Source organism: Paraburkholderia bannensis NBRC 103871, from assembly GCF_000685015.1.
Taxonomy (GTDB): Bacteria; Pseudomonadota; Gammaproteobacteria; order Burkholderiales; family Burkholderiaceae; genus Paraburkholderia; species Paraburkholderia bannensis.
Genome location: NZ_BAYA01000025.1, coordinates 87,369 through 112,667, shown reverse-complemented (window position 1 = coordinate 112,667; position 25,299 = coordinate 87,369). Strand labels below are relative to the sequence as shown.

Annotated in this window: 24 protein-coding genes; 6 read left to right on the top strand and 18 right to left on the bottom strand. The window is 66.3% G+C overall.

Translation table 11 applies throughout. The features are described 5' to 3' along the window. Positions 1 to 14: 14 nt before the first annotated feature. Positions 15 to 1,121 (bottom strand): AI-2E family transporter, encoded by a 1,107-nt coding sequence (locus BBA01S_RS43260; RefSeq protein ID WP_042298077.1) that lies wholly within the window; start codon positions 1,119 to 1,121, stop codon positions 15 to 17. Positions 1,122 to 1,248: 127 nt separating this feature from the next. Continuing rightward, positions 1,249 to 2,406: a metallophosphoesterase gene (locus BBA01S_RS29180; RefSeq protein WP_027819539.1), complete on the bottom strand. Its 1,158-nt coding sequence runs from the start codon at positions 2,404 to 2,406 to the stop codon at positions 1,249 to 1,251. 437 nt (positions 2,407 to 2,843) lie between these two features. Here BBA01S_RS29180 and BBA01S_RS29175 point away from each other — a divergent pair, with 437 nt between their 5' ends. Together BBA01S_RS29175 and BBA01S_RS29170 are read left to right on the top strand one after the other, a co-directional pair. After that, positions 2,844 to 3,167 carry a hypothetical protein gene (locus tag BBA01S_RS29175; protein ID WP_027819538.1) on the top strand — a complete coding sequence of 108 codons (324 nt, stop codon included), beginning with the start codon at positions 2,844 to 2,846 and terminating at the stop codon, positions 3,165 to 3,167. A 124-nt stretch (positions 3,168 to 3,291) separates the two neighbouring features. Continuing rightward, a complete protein-coding gene (locus tag BBA01S_RS29170) occupies positions 3,292 to 3,891 on the top strand; it encodes an alpha-ketoglutarate-dependent dioxygenase AlkB family protein (RefSeq protein WP_027819537.1) in 600 nt (199 codons plus the stop codon). A gap of 94 nt (positions 3,892 to 3,985) precedes the next feature. Here the strand turns inward: BBA01S_RS29170 and mdcH are convergent, their stop codons facing one another. From mdcH to BBA01S_RS43245, 8 genes are read right to left on the bottom strand one after another with little or no spacing between them, the layout of a single operon-like run. Further along, on the bottom strand, positions 3,986 to 4,921 hold the full coding sequence (gene mdcH / locus BBA01S_RS29165) for a malonate decarboxylase subunit epsilon (RefSeq protein WP_042298076.1): 936 nt from the start codon (positions 4,919 to 4,921) through the stop codon (positions 3,986 to 3,988). A 4-nt stretch (positions 4,922 to 4,925) separates the two neighbouring features. Then, complete coding sequence (locus tag BBA01S_RS29160; RefSeq protein ID WP_027819535.1) at positions 4,926 to 5,603, bottom strand: malonate decarboxylase holo-ACP synthase; 678 nt, start codon at positions 5,601 to 5,603, stop codon at positions 4,926 to 4,928. Continuing rightward, complete coding sequence (gene mdcE / locus BBA01S_RS29155) at positions 5,603 to 6,427, bottom strand: biotin-independent malonate decarboxylase subunit gamma (protein ID WP_027819534.1); 825 nt, start codon at positions 6,425 to 6,427, stop codon at positions 5,603 to 5,605. The genes BBA01S_RS29160 and mdcE overlap by 1 nt, the downstream gene beginning before the upstream one ends. Beyond that, complete coding sequence (locus BBA01S_RS43255; RefSeq protein ID WP_042298075.1) at positions 6,424 to 7,308, bottom strand: biotin-independent malonate decarboxylase subunit beta; 885 nt, start codon at positions 7,306 to 7,308, stop codon at positions 6,424 to 6,426. The genes mdcE and BBA01S_RS43255 overlap by 4 nt, the downstream gene beginning before the upstream one ends. Beyond that, on the bottom strand, positions 7,305 to 7,619 hold the full coding sequence (locus BBA01S_RS29145; RefSeq protein WP_027819533.1) for a malonate decarboxylase subunit delta: 315 nt from the start codon (positions 7,617 to 7,619) through the stop codon (positions 7,305 to 7,307). The genes BBA01S_RS43255 and BBA01S_RS29145 overlap by 4 nt, the downstream gene beginning before the upstream one ends. After that, the gene (locus BBA01S_RS43250) at positions 7,607 to 8,548 is read right to left on the bottom strand and encodes a triphosphoribosyl-dephospho-CoA synthase (RefSeq protein ID WP_042298074.1); all 942 of its coding nucleotides are present in this window, start codon (positions 8,546 to 8,548) and stop codon (positions 7,607 to 7,609) included. Before BBA01S_RS43250 ends, BBA01S_RS29145 begins: the two co-directional genes overlap by 13 nt. A 5-nt stretch (positions 8,549 to 8,553) precedes the next feature. Beyond that, positions 8,554 to 10,248 (bottom strand): malonate decarboxylase subunit alpha, encoded by a 1,695-nt coding sequence (mdcA, locus tag BBA01S_RS29135; protein ID WP_027819532.1) that lies wholly within the window; start codon positions 10,246 to 10,248, stop codon positions 8,554 to 8,556. Beyond that, positions 10,232 to 11,098 carry a GntR family transcriptional regulator gene (locus BBA01S_RS43245; RefSeq protein WP_084162616.1) on the bottom strand — a complete coding sequence of 289 codons (867 nt, stop codon included), beginning with the start codon at positions 11,096 to 11,098 and terminating at the stop codon, positions 10,232 to 10,234. Before BBA01S_RS43245 ends, mdcA begins: the two co-directional genes overlap by 17 nt. Before the next feature lie 215 nt (positions 11,099 to 11,313). Between BBA01S_RS43245 and BBA01S_RS29125 the strand changes: the two genes are divergently transcribed. Further along, positions 11,314 to 12,612, top strand: a complete 1,299-nt coding sequence (locus tag BBA01S_RS29125) for an MFS transporter (RefSeq protein ID WP_027819531.1) — start codon at positions 11,314 to 11,316, stop codon at positions 12,610 to 12,612. Positions 12,613 to 12,663: 51 nt separating this feature from the next. Here the strand turns inward: BBA01S_RS29125 and BBA01S_RS29120 are convergent, their stop codons facing one another. Continuing rightward, positions 12,664 to 13,602: a DMT family transporter gene (locus BBA01S_RS29120; RefSeq protein WP_027819530.1), complete on the bottom strand. Its 939-nt coding sequence runs from the start codon at positions 13,600 to 13,602 to the stop codon at positions 12,664 to 12,666. A 116-nt stretch (positions 13,603 to 13,718) separates the two neighbouring features. Here BBA01S_RS29120 and BBA01S_RS29115 point away from each other — a divergent pair, with 116 nt between their 5' ends. After that, positions 13,719 to 14,588 carry a LysR substrate-binding domain-containing protein gene (locus tag BBA01S_RS29115; protein ID WP_027819529.1) on the top strand — a complete coding sequence of 290 codons (870 nt, stop codon included), beginning with the start codon at positions 13,719 to 13,721 and terminating at the stop codon, positions 14,586 to 14,588. Here the strand turns inward: BBA01S_RS29115 and BBA01S_RS29110 are convergent. The 6 genes from BBA01S_RS29110 to BBA01S_RS29085 form a co-directional block, all read right to left on the bottom strand. Beyond that, a complete protein-coding gene (locus tag BBA01S_RS29110; RefSeq protein WP_027819528.1) occupies positions 14,576 to 15,634 on the bottom strand; it encodes an ABC transporter ATP-binding protein in 1,059 nt (352 codons plus the stop codon). The genes BBA01S_RS29115 and BBA01S_RS29110 overlap by 13 nt on opposite strands. 30 nt (positions 15,635 to 15,664) lie before the next feature. Continuing rightward, positions 15,665 to 17,308 (bottom strand): ABC transporter permease, encoded by a 1,644-nt coding sequence (locus BBA01S_RS43240; protein WP_245641623.1) that lies wholly within the window; start codon positions 17,306 to 17,308, stop codon positions 15,665 to 15,667. A 77-nt stretch (positions 17,309 to 17,385) separates the two neighbouring features. Then, entirely contained in the window at positions 17,386 to 18,405 is a 1,020-nt protein-coding gene (locus tag BBA01S_RS29100; protein WP_027819527.1) for an iron ABC transporter substrate-binding protein, read from the bottom strand. A 78-nt stretch (positions 18,406 to 18,483) separates the two neighbouring features. Next, positions 18,484 to 19,797: an iron uptake transporter deferrochelatase/peroxidase subunit gene (gene efeB, locus BBA01S_RS29095; protein WP_027819526.1), complete on the bottom strand. Its 1,314-nt coding sequence runs from the start codon at positions 19,795 to 19,797 to the stop codon at positions 18,484 to 18,486. Positions 19,798 to 19,800: 3 nt separating this feature from the next. Next, entirely contained in the window at positions 19,801 to 20,961 is a 1,161-nt protein-coding gene (locus BBA01S_RS29090; protein WP_042298073.1) for a hypothetical protein, read from the bottom strand. Positions 20,962 to 21,057: 96 nt separating this feature from the next. Then, on the bottom strand, positions 21,058 to 22,464 hold the full coding sequence (locus BBA01S_RS29085) for a carbohydrate porin (protein WP_245641625.1): 1,407 nt from the start codon (positions 22,462 to 22,464) through the stop codon (positions 21,058 to 21,060). A 381-nt stretch (positions 22,465 to 22,845) separates the two neighbouring features. On the opposite strand from BBA01S_RS29085, the gene BBA01S_RS29080 reads away from it, so the two are divergent. Beyond that, positions 22,846 to 23,697: an arylamine N-acetyltransferase family protein gene (locus tag BBA01S_RS29080; RefSeq protein ID WP_027819523.1), complete on the top strand. Its 852-nt coding sequence runs from the start codon at positions 22,846 to 22,848 to the stop codon at positions 23,695 to 23,697. Between the two features lie 103 nt (positions 23,698 to 23,800). Beyond that, the gene (locus BBA01S_RS29075; RefSeq protein ID WP_027819522.1) at positions 23,801 to 24,478 is read left to right on the top strand and encodes a methyltransferase family protein; all 678 of its coding nucleotides are present in this window, start codon (positions 23,801 to 23,803) and stop codon (positions 24,476 to 24,478) included. A 15-nt stretch (positions 24,479 to 24,493) separates the two neighbouring features. Here BBA01S_RS29075 and BBA01S_RS29070 read toward each other — a convergent pair whose 3' ends face one another. After that, complete coding sequence (locus tag BBA01S_RS29070; RefSeq protein ID WP_027819521.1) at positions 24,494 to 25,291, bottom strand: hypothetical protein; 798 nt, start codon at positions 25,289 to 25,291, stop codon at positions 24,494 to 24,496. Positions 25,292 to 25,299 lie beyond the last annotated feature (8 nt).

Below are 25,299 nucleotides of genomic sequence, written 5' to 3'. Positions count from 1 at the left end.
GCTCGTGTGCCGCGTCAGACCGGATCGTCGTCCGGATCGGGCGCGGCGACGCTGTCGCCCTGGTCGTACTGCTCGTGCTGGTCGCGCCGCAGCAAGTCCCAGCAACTGATGAACAGCGCGGCGATCAGCGGCCCGATCACGAAGCCATTGATGCCGAGAAGCGATATGCCGCCCAGCGTCGAAATCAGCACGACCCAGTCGGGCAGGCGCGTGTCCTTGCCGACCAGTACCGGCCGCAGCACGTTATCGACCGTGCCGATCACCAGCGTGCCGAACAGCGCAAGGCCGATGCCTTTGACGAGCACACCGGTCGAAATAAAGTAGATCGCCACCGGCAGCCATACCAGCGCCGCGCCGACGACGGGCAGCAGCGACAGCAGCATCATCACGAAGCCCCACAGCAGCGCGCCCTGGATGCCGACCACCCAGAGCGCGATGCCGCCCAGCGTCCCCTGCACGACCGCCACCACCACATTGCCCTTCACCGTCGCGCGAATCACCGTCGTGAACTTGCGGATCAGATGCTGCTTGTGTGATTCATCGAGCGGAATGGCGTCGCGAACCAGGCGCGAGATTTCGCGGCCGTCACGCACGAGAAAGAAGAACAGGTACAGCATCACGCAGAAACTCACCACGAACTGCACGGTGTTCTGCCCGAGACTGAGCGCACGCGTGGCGACGAACTGGCTGATCTGCGCCGCGCCCGCTGAAAGACGTTGCTGCAAACCGGGCAAGTCCATCAGGTCGTAACGGGCCAGCACGTTCTGGATCGACTGCGGCAGCGCATGCACGATCTGGCTGAAAAATGCGCCGAAGTCGAGACTGCCCGCACGCACCTGTGCGTAGGCATAGCCCACTTGCTGGATCAGCGTGCCGGCCACCAGCGTCAGCGGGAAAATCACGATCACGAGGCAAATCGCGAGGGTGATGAGCGCGGCCAGGTTGCGCCGCCGCCCGAGGCGCGCGACGATGCGGCGCTGCACGGGCTGGAAGATCAGCGCGAGTATCGCGCCCCACAGCACGGTGCTGAAAAACGGCGCGAGCACGAAGCACAGCGCGATGGAAACGACGAACAACAGCAGGTAAAAGGCGGTTTGATGAAGATGCTTGTTGCCGTCCATGAGCGATGGATTCCTGTGGTTCCGGGCAAGGACTAGTCAGGGCATGATAGCGGCTTTACGCATGCGGCCATGCGAAGACGCTGCCGGTGCAGATTGGATGCGTACGCAACAAAAAATGACGCGCTAATCAATGCGCGCCGACGAGGCGCACGCGCGTGATTTCCGAAGGCGCGCCCAGGCGCTTCGGCGGCCCCCAGTAGCCGGTGCCGCGGCTCGTATACACCCACAGGCTGCCGAGTTTTTCGAGGCCCGCCGTGAACGGCTGTTGCAGCCGCACCATGAAATTCCACGGGAAAATCTGGCCGCCGTGCGTGTGGCCGGACAGTTGCAGCGTATAGCCTGCATCGGCGGCGGCATGGGCGGTGCGCGGCTGGTGCGCGAGCAGCACGCGCGTGTTCACGTCGTCGGGTGCGCCGCGCAGCGCGCCTTGCGGATCGCTGCGATGCGTGGGATCGAAATGGCCCGCCGTGTAATCGGTAACGCCCGCTAGCACGAGCCGCGCGCCATCGTGTTCGATTACCACATGCTGGTTCATCAGCACGGTCAGGCCGATACGGCGAAACTCGGCGACCCAGGCATCGGCGCCCGAATAGTATTCGTGATTGCCCGTGACGAGGTACACGCCATGTTGCGCGGCAAGCTGCCCGAGCGGTGCGGTGTGGTTCGAGAGATGCTGCACGCTGCCGTCGACCACGTCGCCGGTGATAGCCACGATATCGGCGTCGAGCTGGTTCACGGCGCGCACGATGGCCTCGACGTAATCGTGCTTGATCGTCGGCCCGACGTGAATGTCGCTGAGCTGCACGATCGTGAAGCCATCGAGTGCGGCGGGCAGGTTGCGGATCGGCACTTCGACGTTGCGCACGGGCGCGCGCCGCCGCGCATTGAAAAAGCCGATGCCGCTCGAACAGAATGCGAGCGCAACGACCGTGGCGGCGCTCGCGATGCGCCAGTGCGCGAGATCCACGATGCCGGGCCACAGCGATTCGACGGTCATGAGCGACGCGAGCACGAGATCGCGCAGGATCGTGAGCATCAGCAGCGACGAAAAGAAGCCCATCGCCAGCATGCCGATCCATGCGAGGCGGTCGCCCAAGGGCTGGCGCTCGAAGCGGCGCGCGAGCAGGCCAGGCGGGATCACCAGCACCGACAGCACGAGCCAGAGCGCCGCGAGCCATTTGCCGGCGGCGGGCACGGGCAGATCGGGAATGAGCCGGAAACCCACATAGATATGCAGCAGCACACCGATGGAAACGAAACGAACCAGAAACGAAAGTCGGGGCATGGCGGGCGCGCAAGCAATGGAGGGGTTCGGCGGAAGGGCGTCGCGAAGATCCACGCGAGCCACGAAGCATTTTATCGACAGCGCAGACTTCGTGCCTTGGGCGGGCGAGCGGGCCTGGGAGGCGGCATCTGCGCAATTCAGGCGCGACCCAAGTGCGACCCAGGCGCGACCCAGGCAGGAGGATTTGCGCAGCGCGGCATTCGTCGTCTGCTCAAGCTTGCAGCGGCCTTGCGCATGGCTTGCAGCGCGCCGTACAGGCAGACTGTGGCACTGCGGCATAACCCTGGATTGCCAAAATGTGGGACGCGCAGCACTATTTTCACGTGGGCAATTCATCGGCAATGAGCGCTATTAAACGTCCATTGAACCCGCGCGAACTGTGAACTATGCTCGAATCGAGGCCCGTGCGGTTTCGGGCGCTCTGGGGGAGACGGGTCATGAAAATTACCAGACCGGCTGTGCAAGGGCTTCATGGTCGTCACGTCGGGCATGAAGGCAGCCACGTCATGCTGCCGCTCGTCGTGCTGTCGATCATGGCGATCGCGCTGTATTTCGCCGTCAAGCATGTCGATATCCTCGAAATCGGCCGCAGCGCGTTATTCGACATTGTGATGGTGTTCGTCGCGCTCGGCATCGCGGGGCTGTTCGGCGTGGCGGGCGGCTGGCTGCACTCTCGCACCACCGACGCCGCGCCCGAGGGCTTCTGCTTCGTCGGCGCGCTGATCGGCGCAGTCGTGTTCTACATCGCGCTGCTGACCTGATCCGGCGCGGAGCGCGGCAGCGACCCACCGAAGAAGTGCGCAAGGATGCGCAAGGATGGGAGAGGGCAGGCGTGCGACACTGCCGTTTTCGCTTTGCGCTTCAGGTCTCATGCACGCGTCCCCGATGTTCGATCTCTTCGACGATACGCCGCAACCCGACGTCGACTGGCATCCCACGTGGCTCAAGGCCACGCAGGCCGCCGATTACCTCGCGCGCATCGTCGCCGAAACCGGCTGGCGGCAGGAGCGCATCCGTACGCCCGGCGGCTGGGTCGACCAGCCGCGCCTGACCGCCTGGCAGGGCGACCCCGGCGCGGTCTATATCTACTCCGGCATTCGCAACGAGCCGCAGCCGTGGACGCCGGCCGTGGCTGAACTGCGCGAGGCGATTTCTGCGCTTTGCGAGGTGCGCTTCAACAGTGTGCTGCTCAACCGCTATCGCGGCGGCACCGACAGCATGGGCTGGCACGCCGATCACGAACCCGAGCTCGGCCCGGAACCGGTGATTGCCTCGCTGAGCCTGGGCGCGACGCGGCGCTTCGACCTGCGCCATACGGCAAGCGGCGTGACGCGCTCGTTCGCGCTATCCGGCGGCAGTTTGCTGGTGATGCGCGGACAGACGCAGGCGCAATGGCGGCATAGGGTGCCGAAGGAGCCAGCGGTCAGCGGGGAGCGCGTGAACCTGACGTTTCGGGTGGTGATGCCGGAACTGCGTAAGAAGTGAGCGAATTGACGTGTGTTGGCGGCGAGTTGCGCGAAGTCATCAATTTGACTTTATGCGCATAAAAATCGAATTTGAAATTTAGCGCGAATGCTCGTCAGATTTCACCCAAACGTCGCCGCACCGTCGCAACCAGCTGGTCGAGCGGCAACGTGGCGGCGCTCAATGCCGCCGTCTCCGGATACTGCTCGCGCGCGATATCGGTCAGCACTTGACCGGGTGGCGCTTCGACCAGCACGGTCGCGCCCGATTCGATCATGACCGTGAGCGCATCGAACCAGCGCACCGTGTAACGCATATTGGTGGCGAGATCGGCACGGATGGCGTCGCCGTCATAGAGCGGCCGTCCGCCGCGATTGTCGATATAGGTGCCCTCGGGCGTGCGGAACGGGATATCGCGCGCCCAGTCCACGAGCTGTTCCGCGGCATCGGATAATAATTCGCAATGCGAAGGAACCGAAACCGCCAGGCGCTGCGCCTTGCGCGCGCCTGCCGCGAGCGTACGCGCCGCGAAGGCTTCGAGCGCTGCGTCGGCGCCTGCCACGACTATCTGGCGCGGCGCGTTCACGTTGGCAACGTAGACGCGTTCGCCGCCGTCCTGCATGTGCGCGGCGGCAAGCGTCTCGACCTGCGTTTCGCTGAGGCCCGAGACGGCCGTGAGGCCATATCCCGATGGCCACGCGGATTCCATCAGTTCGGCGCGCTTGCGCACCATACGCAGCGCGTCGTCGAAAGCGAGCGCGCCGCAACCCACGGCGGCGGGATACGCGCCCACCGACAGGCCCGCGCTGAACTGCGGCGTCAGTCCCGCATGCGCGAGCGCGCGTGCATGCGCGACACCGGCGACCGTCAAGCCGATCTGCACGGCAACGGTCGATTGCAAGGCCTCGGCGCTATCGAGCGTGAGCACATCGCTGCCGAGCACGGATGAAGCTTCGTCGAGCGTCGCACGCACGACCTCATGCTCGGGCAGCCGATGCAGAAAGCCGGGGCTTTGCGCGCCCTGGCCGGGAAAAAGGCAGGCGAGTGTCATGACGTTAGCCAGGGATCCAGGGATCGGCGACGAGGCGTGCGCCGTCGCTCGCGCGCACGAGCACGCGTGGTTTGCGCGCGGAGAGTTCGGCCAGCGCGACGCCGCCAGAAGGCGTTTCGACCTGCGCATCGATGCGCGTACCGGCGTGCTGCGCCGCATGCGTGAGCGCTTCAAAGAGCGCCTCGATCGTCGCGGTATCGCAGCGCTCGGGCATGCGGATCAGCAAGTCCAGGTCGCTGGTCGCGCTGATCGTGGGCACTTGTGCGGCGAGTTCGAACCCCGCGCTGCCCGTTGGCCCCCACGCGAACGCGTTCAGGACATCGGCGTCGTTACGCAAGGTCGCAAGCGCCACGAACGCCGCTAATGACGCGCGCTGCGCAACAGGCTCGACGGCAAGCAGCAATTCGGGCGAAATGGATGATTCGATATCCTGAGCATTGATCCACGTCCCGAAGCGCTCCGAACGCGTGACGCCGCGCACGCCTGCCGCCACGAAACCCGCCGCCGCCTGGGCACGCCGAACCACCGCAAACGGTGCGCGCGCGAACGCGTCGCGCACCCATGCCGGTTCATCGGCGACCGGCGCAAGTCGCGCCAGTCGCAACAGATCGTGCGCGCGCCAACGCGATTGCTCGACGCGTGGCGCGTCGGCGGCAAACGGCGGGGCGGCGCACACGCGCATCAGGCTGCATCCCACTGCTGCGCGAGACGCTTGCGCACCTCGATCGACGCCGCGCGCGTGCGCTGCGCCGCATCGCCTTGCAGACGATGCGCGAGGCCGCTGTTGTCGTCGCGCGCCTCACGCACTTTCTGTGCGAGTACGTCACGCACCTGGGCGACCTGCGCCTCGCTGGGGGCATCGGCGTCCACGCCCTGGATCAGTTCGTCGAGCAGGCCGAGCTTCGCGAACGACGCCATCGTGTACGACATCGGCACGATCTTTTCGCCGAGTGCATCGAGATCGTCCACGCTGCGTCGCGTGACGCGCGCCGCCGCTTCCTTGCCCATCGCGTGCACCATCGTGCCCGGCGCGTCGAGCGCGACGATGCGGTTAGCCTGGTAACCGTGCGCGAGAAATGCCCCCGACATCGCAGGCCCGACGATCAGCGCGATCACGGGATGACCCGCAAGGCGCGCGCTCGCATAGGCATCGACGCCCGCCGCGCAGGCCAGATGAATGCCCAGCATTTCCTCGCGAAAGCCGTAGGCCTGGCTTTTCACGTCGACCACGGCGATGATCGGGCGGCGCTTGCCGCTGGCTTCGTCTTCGGCGATTGCAGTGCGCACGGCTTCGGCCAGACGCCAGCCTTGTTCGAGGCCGACCACGTTATCGCGCGCACGCGGGAAGCGGTTCTGCGCATCGGGCACGACCGCGATGAAGCGCGCGGTCTCGCCGTCGAGCGGCGCATCGGCGTATTGCACGCACGCGCCGTGCACCTGGTCGCCCGCGAGCGCGCGCAGCCAGGTTGCGCCCCGGCTCGTCGTCGTATGCGTCGTATCGTTCATGCCTTTTCTCCGGGGATGGTCAGCGGCGATGCGGCGAACACTGCGCGCATCGTTTCGGGCGTCACGCTCGCGGGATCGATCTGCGCGAGCCTGGCGAGCGTCGCTTCGACGCGCTCGCTGCGATGCGACGCGGGCACGCCTTGCGCGAACGCGGCCTGCACGGCGGCGCGCACGTCATCCACGGCATCGTCGACGAGGGCATCGGCAAAACCGGTATTCGAGCGCTGCTCGCCGCCGATCAGTTGCCACACGCGGCGGCGATCGCTTGCATCGAGTTCCTCGATGCCCGCTTCCTGTTCGATCACCTCGGGGCCGTTCATGCCCAGGCGGCCTTGCTTCGTCATCACAAGATACGAGCACAGTGCAGCCGCCAGCGACATCCCGCCAAAGCAGCCCACCATGCCCGCGATGACGCCGACCACGGGCACGTGACGGCGCAGCGCGACGATGGCCGACTGGATCTCGGAGATCACTGCGAGGCCCAGGTTCGCTTCCTGCAAACGCACGCCGCCGGTTTCGAACAGCACGACCGGGCGCACGATCTTGCCGCGCTCGCAGTCCGCGAGCGCGAGTTCGAGCGCGGCGGCGATCTTGCTGCCCGACACTTCGCCGATGCTGCCGCCCTGGAACGCCGATTCGATGGCGCACACCACGGCCGGTTCGCCGTCGATGGTGCCGCGCGCGATCACCGCGCCGTCGTCCGCCTGGCAGACGATGCCTTGCAGCGGCAGCCACGGCGACTCGATGCGATCGAACGGCCCGAGCAGTTCACGGAAGCTGCCTTTGTCGAGCAACGCGGCGGCGCGTTCGCGCGCACCCAGTTCGATGAAGCTGTCGCGCAGCAGCGCGGTCGTCGCAGTGGAATTGGGCAACGCGCTCATGGCTGGCCTCCCGGTGCGCCGTCCTGGGTCGCTTCGACGGCCTCGGCGAGCCGCAATGCCACGACGCCCGGCGTCGCACCGAAGTCGTTGATCTCGATGAGCGCCGCGCCGTCGTAGCGCGTGAAAAAGCGGTCAAGCACGCTCTTCCAGATGTGGCTGTAGCCATCCACGCTCGTATGCACGACCACGCGCGCCTGCATATCGGCGGCGGGTTGCAGCAGCACTTCGAGATCGCCCGAACCCACCACGCCCACATGGGCGCGCGTCGTCACGGCGCGCTGCGCCGGATAGTCGAATGTCAGTTGTTCCATGAAACCGTCCTTCCGCCGATGCGGTGCTGAAGCAGTCTGTCGATGAAGAGCGTCGCGGCGAGCAGATCGGCCGCGCCGCCTGGCGATGCGTTAAGGGCGAGCAGCGAGCGTTCGAGCGCGTCGAACGCGGCGCGGCCCGCGCGCGTGGCAATGCCGCCCGCGTCGCGCACGCGTTGCGCGCCGCCTTGCGCGGCCTCGTGACCGGCGAGGCCCGCGCGATGCAGCACGCAGGTGTCGTCGAGCGAGGCCATGATGGCGAGCAGCGTGTCGACGCGCGCCGTGGCTTCGTCATGGCCCTGCGCGCGCGCCGCGTGGAGCGCGGGCAGGCCGACGCGGATCACGTGCGGGAAACCGTGCTGCGCCTGCTCGCGCGCGCCGCCGACCTGGTAGCGCGCCCGCACGCGCTCGCCGTTGCTGGGCGCAGCGGGTGCCGCCAGGCAGTCGTCGAAGCGCGCGATCCGCGCGGCCGTATCGGCGATGGCATGGGCGTGTGCGAATGCGCTCGCGTCACCGGCAGGGGTATGCATGATCGTTGCGCCCGCAACCAGCAGGCCGACAATCCAGATCGCGCCGCGATGCGCGTTGCTGCCGCCCGTGGCGCGCATCATTGCGACTTCGCCGGCGCGGCCGATGCGTGCCAGGTCGGTGCGCAGCGCGCTGCCCGGCGTCGCGCCGCGCGAGGCGCGCGCGAGCGCTTCAAACGTGGGTTCGAGTGCGTGGGCGGAGCGCAGCATCGTCGCGAGATCGAGGTCGACATGCGCGCCGCTGCCGCGTGCATCCACGAGCGCAGGCTTGGGCGTGAGGCGTGCCTCCTCGATCAGCGCGTCGCGTGCGAAGCGCGCCAGTTGCGCCTCGGGGCTCGGCGCGGGGTCGCGTGTGTAATGCGGCGCGGCGCTGTTCGCGAGCGTGTCCAGCAGCTGGGTCTGCATGGCGCTTACCAGCTGCGAAAGCGCGCGGGCGGCATGTACAGGCCGCCCGACCACGTGACGAGATCGTCGATGCTGCGCGCCGCGAGCAGCGAGCGTTTGGCGTCGCCGCGCCGGATATCCAGATCCTCCGGAAACTGCACGATGCCGCGACGGCGCAGTTCGGCGGTCTTGTCCGCTTTCGCGCGCAGGCCGATGGGCGTCACGCCCGCAACCGCCGCGAGCGCCGCACGCCGTTCGTCGATGCCTTCCGCGCGGTGCAGATGCGCGATGCCTTCCTCTGTGACGACGTGGCTGACGTCGTCGCCGTAGATCATCACGGGCGCGACCGGCATGCCGCTCTTTTCGCCCACGGCGATGGCGTCGAGTTCATCGACGAAAGTCGGCTCGCCGCCTTTCTTCCACGTCTCCACCAGTTGCACGACCAGCTTCTGGCCGCGCGCGATCTGCGACTGCGGATCGGCTTTGCGCAGCAGTTTCAGCCACGCCTCGCTCGCATGGCGGCGTCCGCGCGGGTCGTGACCCATGTTCGGCGCGCCGCCGAAACCCGCAAGGCGCCCGCGCGTGACGGTCGACGAATTCGCATCGGCGTCGATCTGCAAGGTCGAGCCGATAAACAGGTCGACGCCATACTGCCCCGCAAGCTGGCACAGCACGCGGTTCGAGCGCAGGCTGCCGTCGTTGCCCGTGAAGAACACGTCGGGGCGCGCGGAGATATAGCCTTCCATGCCCACTTCGCTGCCGAAGCAATGCACGCTTTCGACCCAGCCCGATTCGATCGCGGGAATCAGCGTGGGATGCGGATTGAGCGTCCAGTTGCGGCAGATCTTGCCGCGCAGCCCCAGCGATTCGCCGTAGGTGGGCAGCAGCAGCTCGATCGCGGCAGTGTCGAAACCGATGCCGTGATTGAGCGACGTGATGTTGTAGGGCGCATAGATGCCCTTGATCGTCATCATCGCCGTGAGCACCTGGAGGTCGCCGATGTGGCGCGGGTCGCGCGTGAACAGCGGCTCGACGGCGAAAGGCCGGTCGGCCTGCACGACCACGTCGACCCACGAACCGGGAATGTCCACGCGCGGCAGCTCGTCGACAATTTCGTTGACCTGAACGATCACGATGCCCTGGCTGAACGCGGCGGCTTCGGCAATCGTCGGCGTGTCTTCCGTGTTCGGGCCGGTGTAGAGATTGCCGTGACGGTCGGCTTTCTCGGCGCACAGCAGCGCGACCTGCGGAATCAGGTCGACGAACATGCGCGCGTACAGCTCCACATAGGTGTGGATCGCGCCTACTTCGAGCTTGCCGTCTTCAAGCAGTTGCGCGACGCGCAAGCTCTGCGGGCCGGCGAACGAGAAATCCACACGATGCGCGATGCCGCGCTCGAACAGCGTCAGGTGTTCCGGCCGGTTGATCGTCGAAATCAGCAGGTGGACGTTGTTGAGCCTGGCGGGATCGGCTTTGGCCAGCGAGCGCGAGAGGAAATCGGCCTGCTTCTGGTTGTCGCCTTCGAGCGCGACGCGGTCGCCCGGGCGGATCAGCAGTTCGAGTGCATCGGTCATGCGTGCGGCGGGCAGCACGCCGTCTTCAAGCCAGCCGGCGATGGAGGCAAGGCGGCGGGCTTTCTCGTCGCGGCGCGTCGTCCACGAGCGCGGGCCCGCATGGGTGGCCGCATTCGGCGAGGAGGGCGTTTCAGCTTGAGGCTTCATCGGATGTTCGGCTCCGGGAACGGGGTGTTGCGGGAGAGGCGGAATCGGTGGAATCGGCGGAATAAGGGGCCGAGGCAGCGCGCGTGGCCTGGCCCGCACGCCGCTTTTTGCGGGCGGGTTGGGCCGCCTCGCGCTCGGTCAGGAAACGGTAGATCAATTCGCCGGTGCCCAGCAGATGCCCGGCGACGAGCGCCTGGGCGGCGGGAATGTCGCGGCGCTGCACGGCGGCGAGGATTTCGGCGTGCTCGGCATCGGATTCGCCCTTGTAGGCGGGAAAGCCGAATTTGAGGCGCAAATAACGCTCGCCGCGCCGGTGCAACGTGCTGAGCATCTCCATCAGTTGCGGACGTCCGGCGGGCGCGTAGAGGCTCATATGGAAGGCCTCGTTGCGCGCGACGTACAGCGACGGATCGGTTTCGTGCGAGCCGGACGCGGCCAGCGCGCTGACTTCGCGCAGCGTTGCCTCGGTGTGGTTCGGGATCGCGAGTCCCAGCGCGAGGCTCTCCAGCGCCGAGCGGATCTCGTAGATCTCGCGCGCTTCGTCGCGCGAGAGCGGCGCGACGCTCGCGCCCTTGTTCAGTTCGATGCGCGCCCAGCCTTCGCTCGCCAGTTGGCGCAGCGCCTCGCGCACGGGAATTGCACTGACCGAGAAATGCCGCGCGATGGCGTCCTGACGCAGCGGTGCGCCGGGCGCGAGCGTGCCCTCGACGATGGCGGTGCGCAACGCGTCCGCGATCACATGCGAGGTGCTGGTGGGCGGCGCGAGCGGGGCCGCCACGCCCGGCATTGCCGTTCGCGACGAGGTTGCCGCAGCCCCATCCAGGGGAAAACCATTCGTTGCGTTACTCATGACATCAAATATTATATATAAAACGGTGACACTGAAAGTCTCGCAAACCCGCAACACAGCATAGACGGGGCAGACAACAGCCAGCTCGCGACGGCCTTACAGCGAGCTTCCACGGCGCGCGGGCCCCAGGCCAGCGCGCATTCCAGGCAACCACGTTGCACGGGATCGGCCAGGTGTGCAGGCACCTTGCCGACCCACAGGAGGAGACAAGCATCATGAATTCGATTACCGGGTCGGCGCGGCGAGCGCAGAAGACGCCGCTGAACCGTTCGCAGATCGCAGGTTTCTGGGGCGCATGGGCCGGCTGGACACTCGACGGGATGGACTCGTTCATCTACGCGCTCGTGCTCACGCCCGCGCTCACCGAGTTGCTGCCCAAGTCGGGCTATGCGGCCACGGCGTCGAACATCGGCCTTGCGGGCTCGATCCTGTTCGCGCTGTTTCTGGTCGGCTGGGGGCTGTCGTTCATCTGGGGGCCGCTGGCCGACCGCTTCGGACGCACGCGCGTGCTGGCGGGCACCATCTTCATGTTCGCGATCTTCACGGGGCTTTCCGCCACCGCGCAGAGCGTGTGGGCGCTGGGCGTCTTCCGCTTTCTCGCGGGCGTGGGGATCGGCGGCGAGTGGGCGCTGGCGGGCACCTATGTCGCCGAGTCGTGGCCCGAGGATCGCCGCAAGATGGGCGCGGGTTATCTTCAGACGGGCTATTACGCAGGCTTCTTTATCGCAGCGGCGCTCAACTACACGGTGGGCGTGCACTTCGGCTGGCGTGCGATGTTCCTGACCGGGGCGATTCCGGTCGTGGTGGCGATTCTCGTGCTCACGCGCGTCGAGGAACCGACCACGTGGAAGAAGTCCGAAGCGAGCCACGTGCATCGCGGCAGCCCGCTTCGCGAGATCTTCGGGAGTGCTTATCGCAAGCGCACCGTCGTTGCATGCGGCTTGCTGACGATTGCGATTATCGGGCTGTGGGCGGGCGCGGTGTACGAGCCGTCGGCGGTGATCCAGCTGGCGACGCGCGCAGGCGCAAGCAAGGCCGAGGCGATCCGCACGGCGTCGATCGCGACCGGCATTCTCTCGATCGGCACGATTCTCGGTTGCCTCGCCCTGCCGCCGATGGCCGAGCGTATCGGCCGGCGCTGGACGCTCGCGGTCTATTTCGCCGGGATGGCGGTGACGATTGCGGCGAGCTTCGGCTGGGCCTACTACCTGCAAAACGGGCTGGTGCCGTTCATCGCGCTGCTGTTCGTGCTGGGATTCTTCGGCGGCAATTTCGCGCTGTTCAGCCTGTGGCTGCCGGAGCAGTTCGAGACGCGCGTGCGGGCCACGGCGTTCGCGTTCTGCACGTCGTTCGGGCGCTTCGTGGGCGCGGGCGTGAACTTCCTGCTGGGCGCCGCGGTGCTGCATATGCACACGCTGGGCGTGCCGGTCGCACTGACGGCAATCGCGTTCGTGATCGGGCTGCTGATCATTCCGTTTGCGCCGGAAACGAAGGGCGAAAAGCTGCCGGTTTGACGTGATGAAGTGGCAGACGCGTGCGCGGCGCGCGTCTGCGCTACAGGCGTCTTAACGTCGCCTGAATGCCAGCCGTGGCGGCAGCAGACGCCAGCCGAGATTCACGCCGAGGCTCGCCGTCACGATCAACACCATGCCCGCACATTGCGGCATGCTCAACGCGCGGCCATAAACGAGCGCATCGACGGCAATCGCCGTAAGCGGATACACGAACAGCAGTACGGCGATCACCGGCGTCGTGAGCCTGGGCAGCGCGCCATAAATCAGCACATACGACAGCCCCGTATGCAGCACGCCCATGCCGACAATCCAGCCCCATTGCACCGGCGAAACATGCGTGAATTCGAGCGGCGCGACGAAGGGTGCGATTATCGGCAGACACACCGCGCCCACGGCGCATTGCGTGAGCGTGAGCAGATGCGGGCGGAAATCGCGCAGGCTCTTGGCGATCAGCGTGACGCTCGCGTAGAGCACCGATCCGCCCAGCGCTTCGGCGAGTCCGATCAGATAGCTCGAATGATCGGCGACATGGCTTTCCGCCAGCACGCCCGAAGCCAGCACGAGGCCCACGAACGCAATCGCGATCCAGCACAGCCTGTCCGCGCCCAGACGCTCGTTAAAGAGCGCCGCGCCGATCAGCACGACCCAGAACGGCTGCACATGAAACACGACCGTCGCCACCGCAATGCTGGTGCGATGGATCGAATCGAAAAAGCCGACCCACTGCGTCACCATCAGCAGGCCTGAAATAAAGGCCAGCGCGAAGGTGCGGCGCGTGAACTGCTGGGCGAGCTGGCGCGGCGTGAGCCAGCCGCGCCACGCGCAGTAAGCCGCGAGTGCGAGCATGCCGAAGAAGCAGCGGAAGAACACGAGCGTGAGCGCGCCCAAACGCGCTTCCTCGACGAACACGCCGATCGTGCCCATCAGCAGGCCGCCGCCCGCGAGCATGGCGACGCCGTGACGGCGGCTGGTCTGGAGATCGGATTGCATGGGCGTTTGGCGGGTATCGGCTGATGGTGCGTGGTGGAACGGCCCAGTATTCGTCAGTTGCGGGGTGTCGGCAAACGAATTAAATTGAAGAATTCCATCAACGCAGCTGATGAATCATGAATCCCGAGTTCGACCTCGATCTATTGCGCACCTTCGCGGCCGTCGCGGACGCGGGCAGTTTCACGAAGGCCGCCGTGACCGTGCATCGCTCGCAGGCCGCCGTGAGCATGCAGATCAAGCGGCTGGAGCAGATGCTCGGCACCACGCTGTTCGCGCGCGACACGCGCAACCTGGCGCTCACGCGGCCCGGCAACACGCTGCTGGAATACGCGCGGCGCGCGCTCGATTTGCAGGAGGAGGCGTGGTCGGCGCTAGTGCGGCCGGAGGTGACGGGGCGCGTCGTGCTGGGCGCGCCCGATGACTATATGGCCGCGCTGCTGTCGCCGGTGCTGCGGCGCTTTTCGACGCTTTATCCGCATGTGGAGATCGAGATTGTCTGCGCGCAGAGCGTGGCGCTCGGCCCGATGCTGGCGGACAACAAGATCGATGTGGCCTTCGTCACGCGCGACCGCAAGCTGCGCGGCGAATTCGTGCGCAGCGAGGACATGGTGTGGGTGGGCTCGCCCGACGATCCCGCGCCGCTTTCGATGTCACCGTTGCCAGTGGGCCTGTACGAGCACGGCAGCGTGGCGCGCGCGCATACGGTGGCGGCGCTCGATGCAGCGCGGATCCGCTATCGCGCGGCGTATAGCAGCGCGAGCCTGATGGGCTTGATGGCGACCGTGGAGGCCGGCATCGCAGTGGTGGCGCTCACGCGCTGCAGCGTGCCGCCGCGCTTCGAACTGCTCGGCGAGGCGCATGGCCTGCCGAAGATCGAGCCGCTCGACATCATCGTCGCGCGCAGCGTGAAATCGAACCGGCCAACCTGCGATTACTTCGTAGAACAGATGATGCAGGATCTCTCGATCAAACGTCAGCGCGGATAGACGTTGACTTCGCCGCCCACGGCGATCCGCACGCGCTCGCCCGCGCGCGGCGTGCGATAGCCGGGCACGCGGGCGCGGATCGTCGTCGGCGTGGCGGTCAGTTCGAGCGTGAGCGCGGCGTCCTGGCCCTGGAACGTGACATCGCGCACGAGCGCTTCGAGCCCGTGTGCGTTGCCGTCTGCGGCTTCGTCTGCGTTAAGCACGTCGATCTGTTCGGGGCGCAGCATCACGTCAACATCGCCGTCATCGGGCCGTGCGCCTTCTGCAAGGGGCAATTCGCCGAGCGCGCAATGCGCGCGTCCGGCCGTGACGCGCCCCGGCAGCAACACGGCTTCGCCCACGAACGCGGCCAGTTCGCGCGTGACGGGGCGGCGATAAAGCGTCTGCGGCGCGGCGGTCTGTACGAGGCGGCCGCGCCACAGCACCGCGACTTCATGGCCGAGCGACAGCGCTTCGGCCTGATCGTGCGTCACCAGCACGGCGGTTGCGCCCGCCGCTGCGAGCGCACGCGCGACGGCTTCGCGCGTTTCCACGCGCAACGCGGCGTCAAGCGATGAAAACGGTTCGTCGAGCATCACGAGTCCGGGCGTTGGCGCGAGCGCGCGCGCCAGCGCCACGCGTTGCTGCTGCCCGCCCGAGAGCTGCTGCGGCGCGCGACTCGCATACGACTGCGGCAGGCCCACGAGTTCGAGCAACTCGGCCACGCGATGACCCACGCGGCGTTGCGCACGCGGCAGGCCGAAAACGATGTTCTCTGCGACCGTGAGATGCGGAAACAGCGCGCCTTCCTGCGGCACATAGCCGATCTGGCGTTGCTCCGAAGCCAGGTGCAACCCATCGCCCGCCACGCGCCGCCCGCCGATTTCGATGGTGCCCGCATCGGCGCGCTCGAAACCGCACAGCAGGCGCAGCAGCGTGGTCTTGCCGCTGCCCGACGGGCCGAGCAGGGCGACCAGCGCGCCCGACTTCACCGTGAGATGGACGTCGTGCAGCACGGGGTGGCCGTCGAAGGACTTGGAGACGCCGGAAATGCGAAGTGTGCTCATGGAAACTTGAAAACGTCGATCGAACGTAGATCAGGCCGCGTCGCCTGAAGGCGCGTCGGCAGGTTGCGCAGGCAAGGGCGCCGACGTGTGCGCCGCGAGCGCGGATTTCCCCGCGAAAGCGAACAGCAGCCCCGAGGCCGCGAGCGAGAGCGCCGTGAGCAGCGCGGCATAGGGCGCGGCGGCGGCGAACGCGAGCGTCGAGGTATCCGACCAGACCTGGGTGGCGAGCGTGTGCGTGCCGATGGGCGCGAGCAGCAGCGTGGCGTTGAGTTCGGTGACGACGGAGATGAACACCATCGACGCCGCCGCGCCCAGCCCCGGCCCGGCGAGCGGCAGCACCACGCGCCGCAGCGTGGCGAACCAGCCGAGGCCGAGCGCGCGCGATGTCTCTTCGAGACGTTGTTGCGCCTGCAACAAGGCCGCGCGCACGCTCACCAGCGCAAGCGGCAGGAACAGGATTGCGTAGGCCACGATCAGCAGCGTGGTGCCCTGGTAAAGCGGCTCCAGCGCGCGCACCGCGAGCGACACGATGGCCAGCGCGATCACGAGCCCCGGCACGCCCTGCGCGATAAACGCGGTGCGTTCGAGGAAGGTGGCTGCACGGCTCGGGAAACGTGCGAGCAGATACGCAAGCGGCAGCGCCAGCAGTGTCGTGAACACGGCGGCCATCAGGCCGAGCCGCAGCGATGCGAACGTGGTCGAGACCAGCAGTTCGGCGGACACTTCGGCGGGCGTGATCGCGGCGGCGCCTGGCTGCGTGAGCCAATAGCCGATCATGCCGAGCGGCACGCCCAGCGTGCCGATATTGAGCGCGACAAAGCCGAGCGCCACAGGCCAGCGCCAGCGTCCGAGCACATGGCGCACGCTCGCGCGGCGCGTGCCGCGATCGACGCGTTCATAGCGCGCGCTGCCACGCACGCGGAACTCGAACACAAGGCAGACGAGACACAGCAGGATCAGCACGCAGGCGAGCAGCGACGCGCCGCCGCCATCGAAACTCGTGCGGTATTCGGCGTAAATTTCGGTGGTGAAAGTGCGAAAGCGCAGCAGCGTGAAAGCGCCGAATTCGGACAGCACGCCCAGCGCCACCAGCAGCATGGAGCCGAGCAGGGCGGGGCGCAACTGCGGCAGCACCACGCGCACGAAGGTGCTCCAGCGATTGCAGCCGAGCGCGCGCGCGGTTTCTTCGAGTGCGGGATCGAGCCCGCGCAGCGCGGCGGCCACGGGCAGGTAGACGAGCGGGAAATACGCGGTCGTGATGACGATGAGCGCACCCAGAAAGTCCTGCAAATCGAGGCTCAACGAGACCCACGCATAGCTCGTGACAAACGCGGGCATGGCGAGCGGCGCGGCAGCGAGCAGCGCCCAGGCGCGTCGGCCCGGGACGTCGGTGCGCTCGACGAACCATGCGCAGGCCGTGCCGAGCACCGCCGACGCCAGCGTCGCGCTGACCGTGATTTCAAGCGTATTGACGAGCAGTTCGCCCACCAGCGGCCGGAAGATCAGGTCGGCGGCATCGGCGAAACCAGAGTCCTGGGCATACGAAAGCGCGCGCCAGAACGTCAGCGCGAGCGGCAGGAGAACCAGCAACGGGCCGAGCGCCGCGGCCAGCAGCAAGGCACGCGGCGCCCGCCGGCGCGCGGGCTTGCCCGCCGCGCCGTCCTGGTCGTTCAATGTATCCGGCAGGGGACGTGCCGGTGAAACAGCTTCACTCACAATTTATTTAGACATCCTTGTGAATCGTCGTGGCTTTACAGCAGCCCCGCCTGGCGCAGCAGGCGTGCGGCCTGGCTATCGTCGCCAAGCTGCTGGATGGTCAGCGCAGGCGGCTTCAGCTGGTCGAACGGCTTGTTGATCGGGTCGCCCGCCACGCCGGGGCGCAGCGGATATTCGAAGCTGATGCGACCTTGCGCCATGAGCTTCTGCGCACGCTCGCTCACCAGGTAGGCGAGGAACTTCTGCGCGCCGTCCGGATTGTGCGCCGCCTTCAGGATGGCTGCGCCCGAGACGTTCACGAGTGCGCCCACGTCGCCGTCGGCGAAGTGCGCCACGGCGCTGCGCGTCTTGCTGTCGCCGATCTCGGCGTGCAGGCGGTCCCAGTAGTAGTTGTTGATGATGCCCGTGGCCACTGCGCCGCGGTTCACGGCGGCGACGACGCCTTCGTCGTCGTCGAAGACCTGCGAGTTGGTCTTCAAGCCCTTGAGCCACGCGAGCGTGGCGGCTTCGCCCTTGGCGGCCAGCACGGCGTCCACGAGCGGCAGGAAGTCGGCGTCGCTCGGCGCGATGCCCACTTTGCCCTTCCATTCGGGCTTGGCCAGATCGAAGATCGACTGCGGCAGTTGTGCGGCCTGCACCTTCGTCGTGTTGTAGGCGAGCACGTTTTCACGCGCCGTGACGCCCACCCACTCACCGGCCGGCGAGCTGTAGCGATCGGCCACGACGCCCAGCGTGCTCTTTTGCACGGGCGCGAGCAGGCCCTTTTCTTCGAGCAGCATCAGCTCGGGCGAATTCTCGGTGAAGTAGACATCGGCGGGCGTCTTCGCGCCTTCGGCGACGAGCTGCGCGGCCAGCGCCGGGCCTTCGCCGCTGCGGATCTTCACGTCGATGCCGGTCTGTTGTTCGAAGTCCTTCGCAAGCTGGTTCACGACCTGCTCGTGCTGGGCGTTGTAGAGCGTGATCGAAGCGGCGTGCGCAGCAAGCGGCGCCAGGCCAGCGATAGCCAGTGCGAGGGCAGCGGCGCGCAGGCGCGCGCCAGGGAATGTTGTTTTCATGATCGGTCGTTATCCGTTCTTGTCGATTGCTTCAGGCAAATGCGTGTGTCGAATACGTCGGCGAAAAGGCCGGTTTTTTCAGGCTTCGAACAGTTCGGCGCCAATGTACGAACCCGGCTTCGCGCCCGGCGGGCACGCGAAGATCGCGCTGCCCACGTGGGTCGTGAACTGGTTCATCATGTCGAACTTCGCGAGCTTCTCGTTGATCGGAATGAAGCCCGTGCGCGGGTCGGCCTGGTGGGCGATGAAGATGAGGCCCGCGTCATATTCGGTTTCCTGGCGCCATGGCGGCCAGCGCTCGATATAGAAGTTCGTGCTGTCGTTGTACGAATACGAGCGGCGCAGGATCTGCGCGCCGTTGTTCGATGCGCGATTCGACAGGCGCACGTGCGAGTTATCGGGGATCAGCGCATTGCCGTCCTTGTCCTCGGCAGTGAGGTCGACCGGGTCGAACTCCTTCTCCTTGCCGATGGGCGCGCCGCTGTACTTGCGACGGCCGAACACCTGCTCCTGGAAGCCCAGTTCCATCTGGTCCCAGTGTTCGAGCGTGATACGGATGCGGCGCACGACCGTGTAGGTGCCGCCTTGCATCCACGGCGTTTCGGCGGACGTCGCCCAGACGAATTCCTTCATCGCGGCGGGGTCGCCGGTCGGCGGATTGTTGGTGCCGTCCTTGAAGCCCATCAGGTTGCGCGGCGTCTGGCCGCGCGGGCCGGACAGGAAGCCCGCCTGGCCCCAGCGCATGCGCAGCATGCCGTAGCCCTGGCGCGAGAGCTGGCGCACCGCGTGAAAGGCCACTTGCGCGTCGTTCGCGCAGGCCTGCACGTAGAGATCGCCGCCGGTTTTCTCGGGGATCAACTGGTCGCCGTTAAAGCGCGGCAGGTCGACGAGCGCGGCGGGGCGCTTGTGCGCGATGCCGTAGCGATCCTTGCCTTCGGACATGAAGAGGCCAGGGCCGAAGCCGAACGTCACCGTGAGGCCGGCAGGGCCGAGGCCCAGCACGTCGCCCGAATCGGGCGCCGGTTGCTGGTCGCTCACGCCGTCGAGCGCGACGGCGCTATGGCCTTGCGTCATGCGCGCGGCGGAGTCAGTCCACTGGCGCAGCAGCTTGATGACGTCGTCGCGCGAGGTGGTCGTCAGATCGAACGCGGCCACATAGGTATGCGCCTGCTGCGGCGTGACGATGCCGCCTTGATGCGGCGCGTAAAACGGCTCGACGGCGGCCAGCGGGTCGGCTGCTTCCGTGCGGTGCTTCGCTTCGGCAGCCTGGGCCTGGGACGATCCGAGCGTCGCGCCGAGCGTGGCGCTCGCCGCGACGGCCGCGCCGCCCGCCTTCAGGAAACCGCGCCGCGCGGGTTGCCGCGGCCGGTCTTGGGAATCATCGGAGGACATGATTTATTTCGCCAGCACAAGAGTATTCACATCGTCTTCCACGTAGTAGAAGCCGTCGCCCGCAGGCGTCAGCGCGATGCCGAACAGGTCGCCGTTGCCGGGTGGCGTCTGCGCCTTGTCGGTATCGATCCAGCGCGCGTAGAGCTGCTTCGCCGCGACCGGGTCGATTTCCACGACCTGGCCGTTCAGTGCGTTGGTCACCAGCAGGTGACCTTGCGGCGTCGTGATCATCGCGAGCGGGCGGTGCAGCAGGCCGTCGGCGGTCAGCTGGCGGCCCACGCCTGCGCTCGTGTCGCGCGTGAGCGGATCTTCGATCACGTTGATGCGGTTGCCGATTGCGTCGGACACGTACAGCAGCTTGTTGTCGGCGGACAGCGCGAGGCCGGTCGGGCCGACGAGGAACACGCCCTTGTCCGCCTGCGCGCCGAAGCCGCTTGCCACCACCGTTTCGCTCTTCACGACCGGCGCCTGGCCGGCCGGAATGTCGAGATCCAAGCGCAGCACCGTGGCCTGCTTGAACACGGGCGGCGGATTGCCGTTCGCGTCGCCCACGCCGAAACCGGCGTTGCTCACGAACAGCGTGGCGTGGTCGCCGTTGTCGACCACGGCCATGTTGCCCCACGGATCGTTGATGTTCGGACTGCTGATGACCTTCGCAATCTTGCCGCCGCTGTCGAGCACGATCATGCAGCCCGCGCCCTTGGTGCCGGTCGTGCCGTCGTTGCTGGGCGTGCTGCCGACGATCACCCAGCCCGACTTCAGCATCGTCATCGCCGTGGACAGTCCCACGCCGCCGGGGCATTCCTTGAGGTCGCGCGGGATCGTCGCGAACAGCGTCATCTGCTTCGTATCGGGGTGATAGTCGACGATGGTGCTGCCCGTGCCCTGCAGGTTGGCGGCGTTGTTGAAGTTGTCGATCAGCACGTCGCCCTGTTTCACCGTGCCCGCACTCACCGGCGCGACGAAGAGTGCGTACGGGTTCTGGTCGCCGTTGTCGGGCACCGTGTTGATGAGCGTGGTGTGATGGTGAACGGTCTCCAGCAGACCTTGCGGATCGGCATGGGCCGCGAGCGGTGCGCCGAGCATGGCGGCAGCGGAAAGCGCGAGCGCCGCGCGGGTGGCGTGAGCCGAGCACAGCAGCAGCTTGCGCATGGCGTGATTCATGGTAATTCTCCGTGCCTCACGCAGGCGCGCGCGCACGTCGATGTGCGCGGCGTTGGGGCGTGAGGGCTTGGTGTGGGTCATAAACGGATGCAGCGATCAGAACGTGATGTTCGTGCGCACGCCCAGCACAAAGGTGTTGCGCAGGGCCGCGGTCGGATCGTTCGGATTCTGGCCGGCGCCGGCATTGAAGGTGTATTGCGCGTCGGCCTGCAATTGCCACCACGGCGTGACCTGATACTGATAGGTCGCTTCGAGCGTGGTTTCCTGGGTGCGCACGCCATAGGTCGACGCGTTGAAATCGCGGTAGTCCAGGTCGAGGTCGTGCACGGCGTTGCTGACCTTGATATAGGTGACTGCAAGACCCACGCTGTCGTTATCGCGGCCCTTGAACGGCGCCTTCATGACGATGCCCGCATTGGCCGAGAAGCTGACCAGGTTGCGGTCGCCCGGCGCGCCCATCACGCGCGCAAACACGCCGATGCTGCGCGGCTCGTCGGGATCGGGACGCCAGATCATCTGGTCGGCGACGGCGTAGATGCTGTAGTCGCCCTTGTGCGTCGCGTTGACGCCCGTGCTTGCCGGGTTGTTCAGCGAGAGGCCGGTGTTGTCGTAGTGCTGGTCGCTGAACGTGCCGCTGTTGTACCAGAAGCCCAGTTTGTAGGTGCCCGGCAAGCCACGGTTGTCCGCGCTCACAAGCTCGCCTTCGGACGGCTGGTTGATGGCGTACTGCAACTCGCCGATCACGAGCGCGCCGTTATGCAGGTTAAAGTTCGTACCGCTAAGGTTATTCGGATTGTTGCCGAGCGGATCGCCGTCGAACACGCCGATCAAGCCGGTGAGCGAAGGCGCGATCTGGCCGCGCACGCGCACGCCCAGGTCAGCGAGCGGATAGGCCGGGCCGCCCGAGGGCATGTCGTACGAAGGCAGCGCGGGCCAGCCGAACATCGTGTTGACGAACAGCGCCGCGTACTGGCTCGTGATGAATTCCTGGTCGATGCTCTGCTGACCGACCTTGACGTCGAGCTTCTTGTCGAAGAAGGACTGCTGGTACCACATCTCCCACAGGCGCGTGGTGTCCTGCGCCTCGATGCCGCTCGCCGTGTTGAGCGTGCCCAGATTGTTCGCGCTCAGATTCGAGCCGTGAATCTGCAATGCGCTGATGTTGAACAGGCCACCCTGGATGCCGAGCGCCTTGCTCGTATCGACCTGCACCGTCGCGGTCGTGAGACCGTCATAGGTGCCGCCGCGATTCAGGCCGCCGCGCAGGTTGGCGAGATATTCGCTCGTCTCGGTCAGCTCGAACGTGACGCCGTATTTGCCGAGCCACGGACGCAGGCCACCCATGTCGCCGAGCAGGTTCTGGCGCGTCCAGATACCCGTCCAGAAGTTCGACGGCTGCGCCTTGATCGAGAGATCGGCCTCGGGGGCTTCCGGCGCGGCATCGGGGTTGCTCGTCTGGGCTTGCGCAGCGCCGCATGCGAAGGTCGCACAGGCGGCCCACATCGCGAGACCGCGCAGGGCAGGCACACGCCGTCCGAACGAACGGGATGACCGGTTGAGTTTCATCGTATTCCTTACTTATTTAATTCTTTATAGCGGGATCGAATCTCCATGCTCGCCGTAATCGGCGCGCGTGAATCGTTTGTCTCCGAGACGGCGCAATCGTACTCATCGGTAAAATAAGCGTCAACACAAATGAGAATGATTCTCACATTAATTACGTGCCGTAAGCGCATTGTTTACACAGCGCTTTCATAGGTGATCCTGATAATTACAGATGGTCAGCTTTGAAGCTATACGGTATGAGGAATTGACGCGAAAATCGCTATTCGCAAACGCCATTTTCTTGTGTCGTTATTTCATTTATTTGCCCGCAGGTGATCGATGTCTGCATTCCACGAATACCAGGTAAATCTGAACGATTATTTCTCCCGCATCGGCTATGACGGCCCGCGTGAGGCGTCGCTCGACGTGTTGCGCGCGCTGCATGAACGGCATCCCCGCGCGATAGCGTTCGAGAACCTCGACCCGTTTTCGGCGCGGCGCGTCTCGGTCGCGCTGCACGAGATCGTCGCGAAACTGGTGTCGTCGCGGCGCGGCGGCTACTGCTTCGAGCACAACACGCTGTTTGCGCACGTACTCATGCAACTGGGCTTCGCCGTGGAGCCCATGGCGGCGCGTGTGCTGTACGGCCATCCGGCAGGCGCGAGTACGCCGCGCACGCACATGCTGCTGCGCGTGCACGTGGACGGGCAGGCGTGGCTGGTCGACGTGGGCTTCGGCGGTGCATCGCTGAGCGCGCCGCTCAGGTTCGACGAGCGTGGCGTGCAACCGACGCTGCTCGAACCGGCGCGCCTGACGCCGATCGATTCGACCGAGTGGAAGCTGGAGACCTTCGACGGCACCGCGTGGCTCGACGTCTATCGCTTCGACGACAAGCCCGCGCAGTGGGTCGACTACGAAGTGGCGAACTGGTACACGTGCGCATCGCCGCAATCGTTCTTCAGGGATAACCTGATCGCATGCGTCGCGCATGAAGGGCGGCGCGCCGTGCTGTTCAACGATCGCTACACCGAGCGCGACGCCAACGGCCAGCGGCTGACCGAGCGCTTCATCGAGAGCGTGGACGAACTCGCGCAATGCTTGCACGAGTGTTTCAATCTCGATACGGCGGGTTTCGATCTGCCTGCATTGTTCGCGCGTGTGGAAGGGCGCGAGCGGAGCAGCGATCGCTGACGCACGCTTTACGCGTGATCGAGCGTGATCGAGCGCGGCTCTGCGCTGATCGCGCCCGATACCCCGCGCGGTGTGCGCGAAGGAGGAGACGATGAACAAGCCGCTGGTCGCGCGGCTCTTCGCGCAAACCTTCATCTGGCTGGTGTTCCAGGGCGTGCTGCTGTTTGTCGGCGCGGGGACGCTCGCGTGGACTGCCGCATGGCTGTGGCTGCTCGAATGGGCTGCGTGCTGTGCGTGGATCGGCATGTGGCTCGCGCGCACCGATCCCGGCCTGCTCGCCGAACGTCTCGCGCCGTTCATGCAGCGCGAGCAGGCGCGCTGGGATCGCGTGTTCATGATGGCCGTCGCGCTGGCGTGGTGCGCGTGGCTGTGCTTTATCGGCATGGACGCCGTGCGCTTTCACTGGTCGCGTGTGCCGACGTGGCTGGGCGTATGCGGAGCGGTGGCGATTTTCGTCGATATCTACGCCACGCGTGGCGTGTTCGCGGCTAACCGTTACGCGGCGCCGGTGGTGAAGATCCAGCACGAGCGCGGCCATGCGGTGAGCGACCGCGGGCCGTATGCGTATGTGCGCCATCCGATGTACGCATTCGCGATCCTGCTGCTGGCGGGCACGCCGCTCATGCTGGGATCGTGGTGGGGGCTGCTGTGGGTGCCGCCGATGGTGGCAGGCGTCGGCTGGCGCGCCGTACGCGAAGAGCGCGCGCTAGCCGCCGAACTGCCGGGCTATCGCGCGTATCTGGAGCGGGTGAGGTATCGCTTCGTGCCCGGCATCTGGTGAAGCCGGGCAGAAGACTCACTGCGCGGAAGAGGACGCTGCAGCGGAAGCCGGGCTCAGCGCATTCGCATAGCGCCGATAGAGCCACGCCAGCGCGGTGCTGGTGAGCAGCGCGAAGGCGAGATTGACGACGCTCTGCATGATCGCAAGCGCCGTGTACCAGCCGGGCGTCTGCACCACAGCGGGCGAAATGCCCACAAGACCCATGCCGATCAGCGCAACGACGCAGCACACGATCAGCGGCAGCGCCGCGACGCACGAGACGCCAAGCAGGTTCCAGAAGTGCCCCTGCGTGTCGCGCCACGCGGCGCCCAGCGAAAAGCGCCCGCCGATCGCCAGTGCCGGATAAAGCAGGCACACGCGCACGCCGACGAACATCCAGATGACCGCGACGACCAATGCCAGAAAGAGCTCGCTCGCTACGTTATGAGGCGTCAGCGCGATCCACAGCCCCGCGCCGGTGCCGATAAAGAACAGCACCATCAGCACGCCCAGCCCGAGCATGCGCAGCATCGGCCGCGCGCCGTTGGGCAGGAACGGCGACGCGTGCTCGCCGAGCAGCACGAAGCGGTAGACCTTGAGCGTGAACCAGAGGTAGACGAGGGCGTTGAAGATCGACGCCAGGTTGCCGAGCAGGACGAGGCCGGTGGACGGCATGTCGCCTTCGCCCGGCATGGGGCGGCCGGCCAGCGCGAGCCAGCCCAGCGCCGCGTACAGCACAAATGCGCCGAGCATCACCGCGGGCATGCGCGTGATGGCTTCCCCGGCGCTGGCCCACGCGCGTTTCACGCATTCCATGAAGGTCATCTGTTGCATGGTTCTTA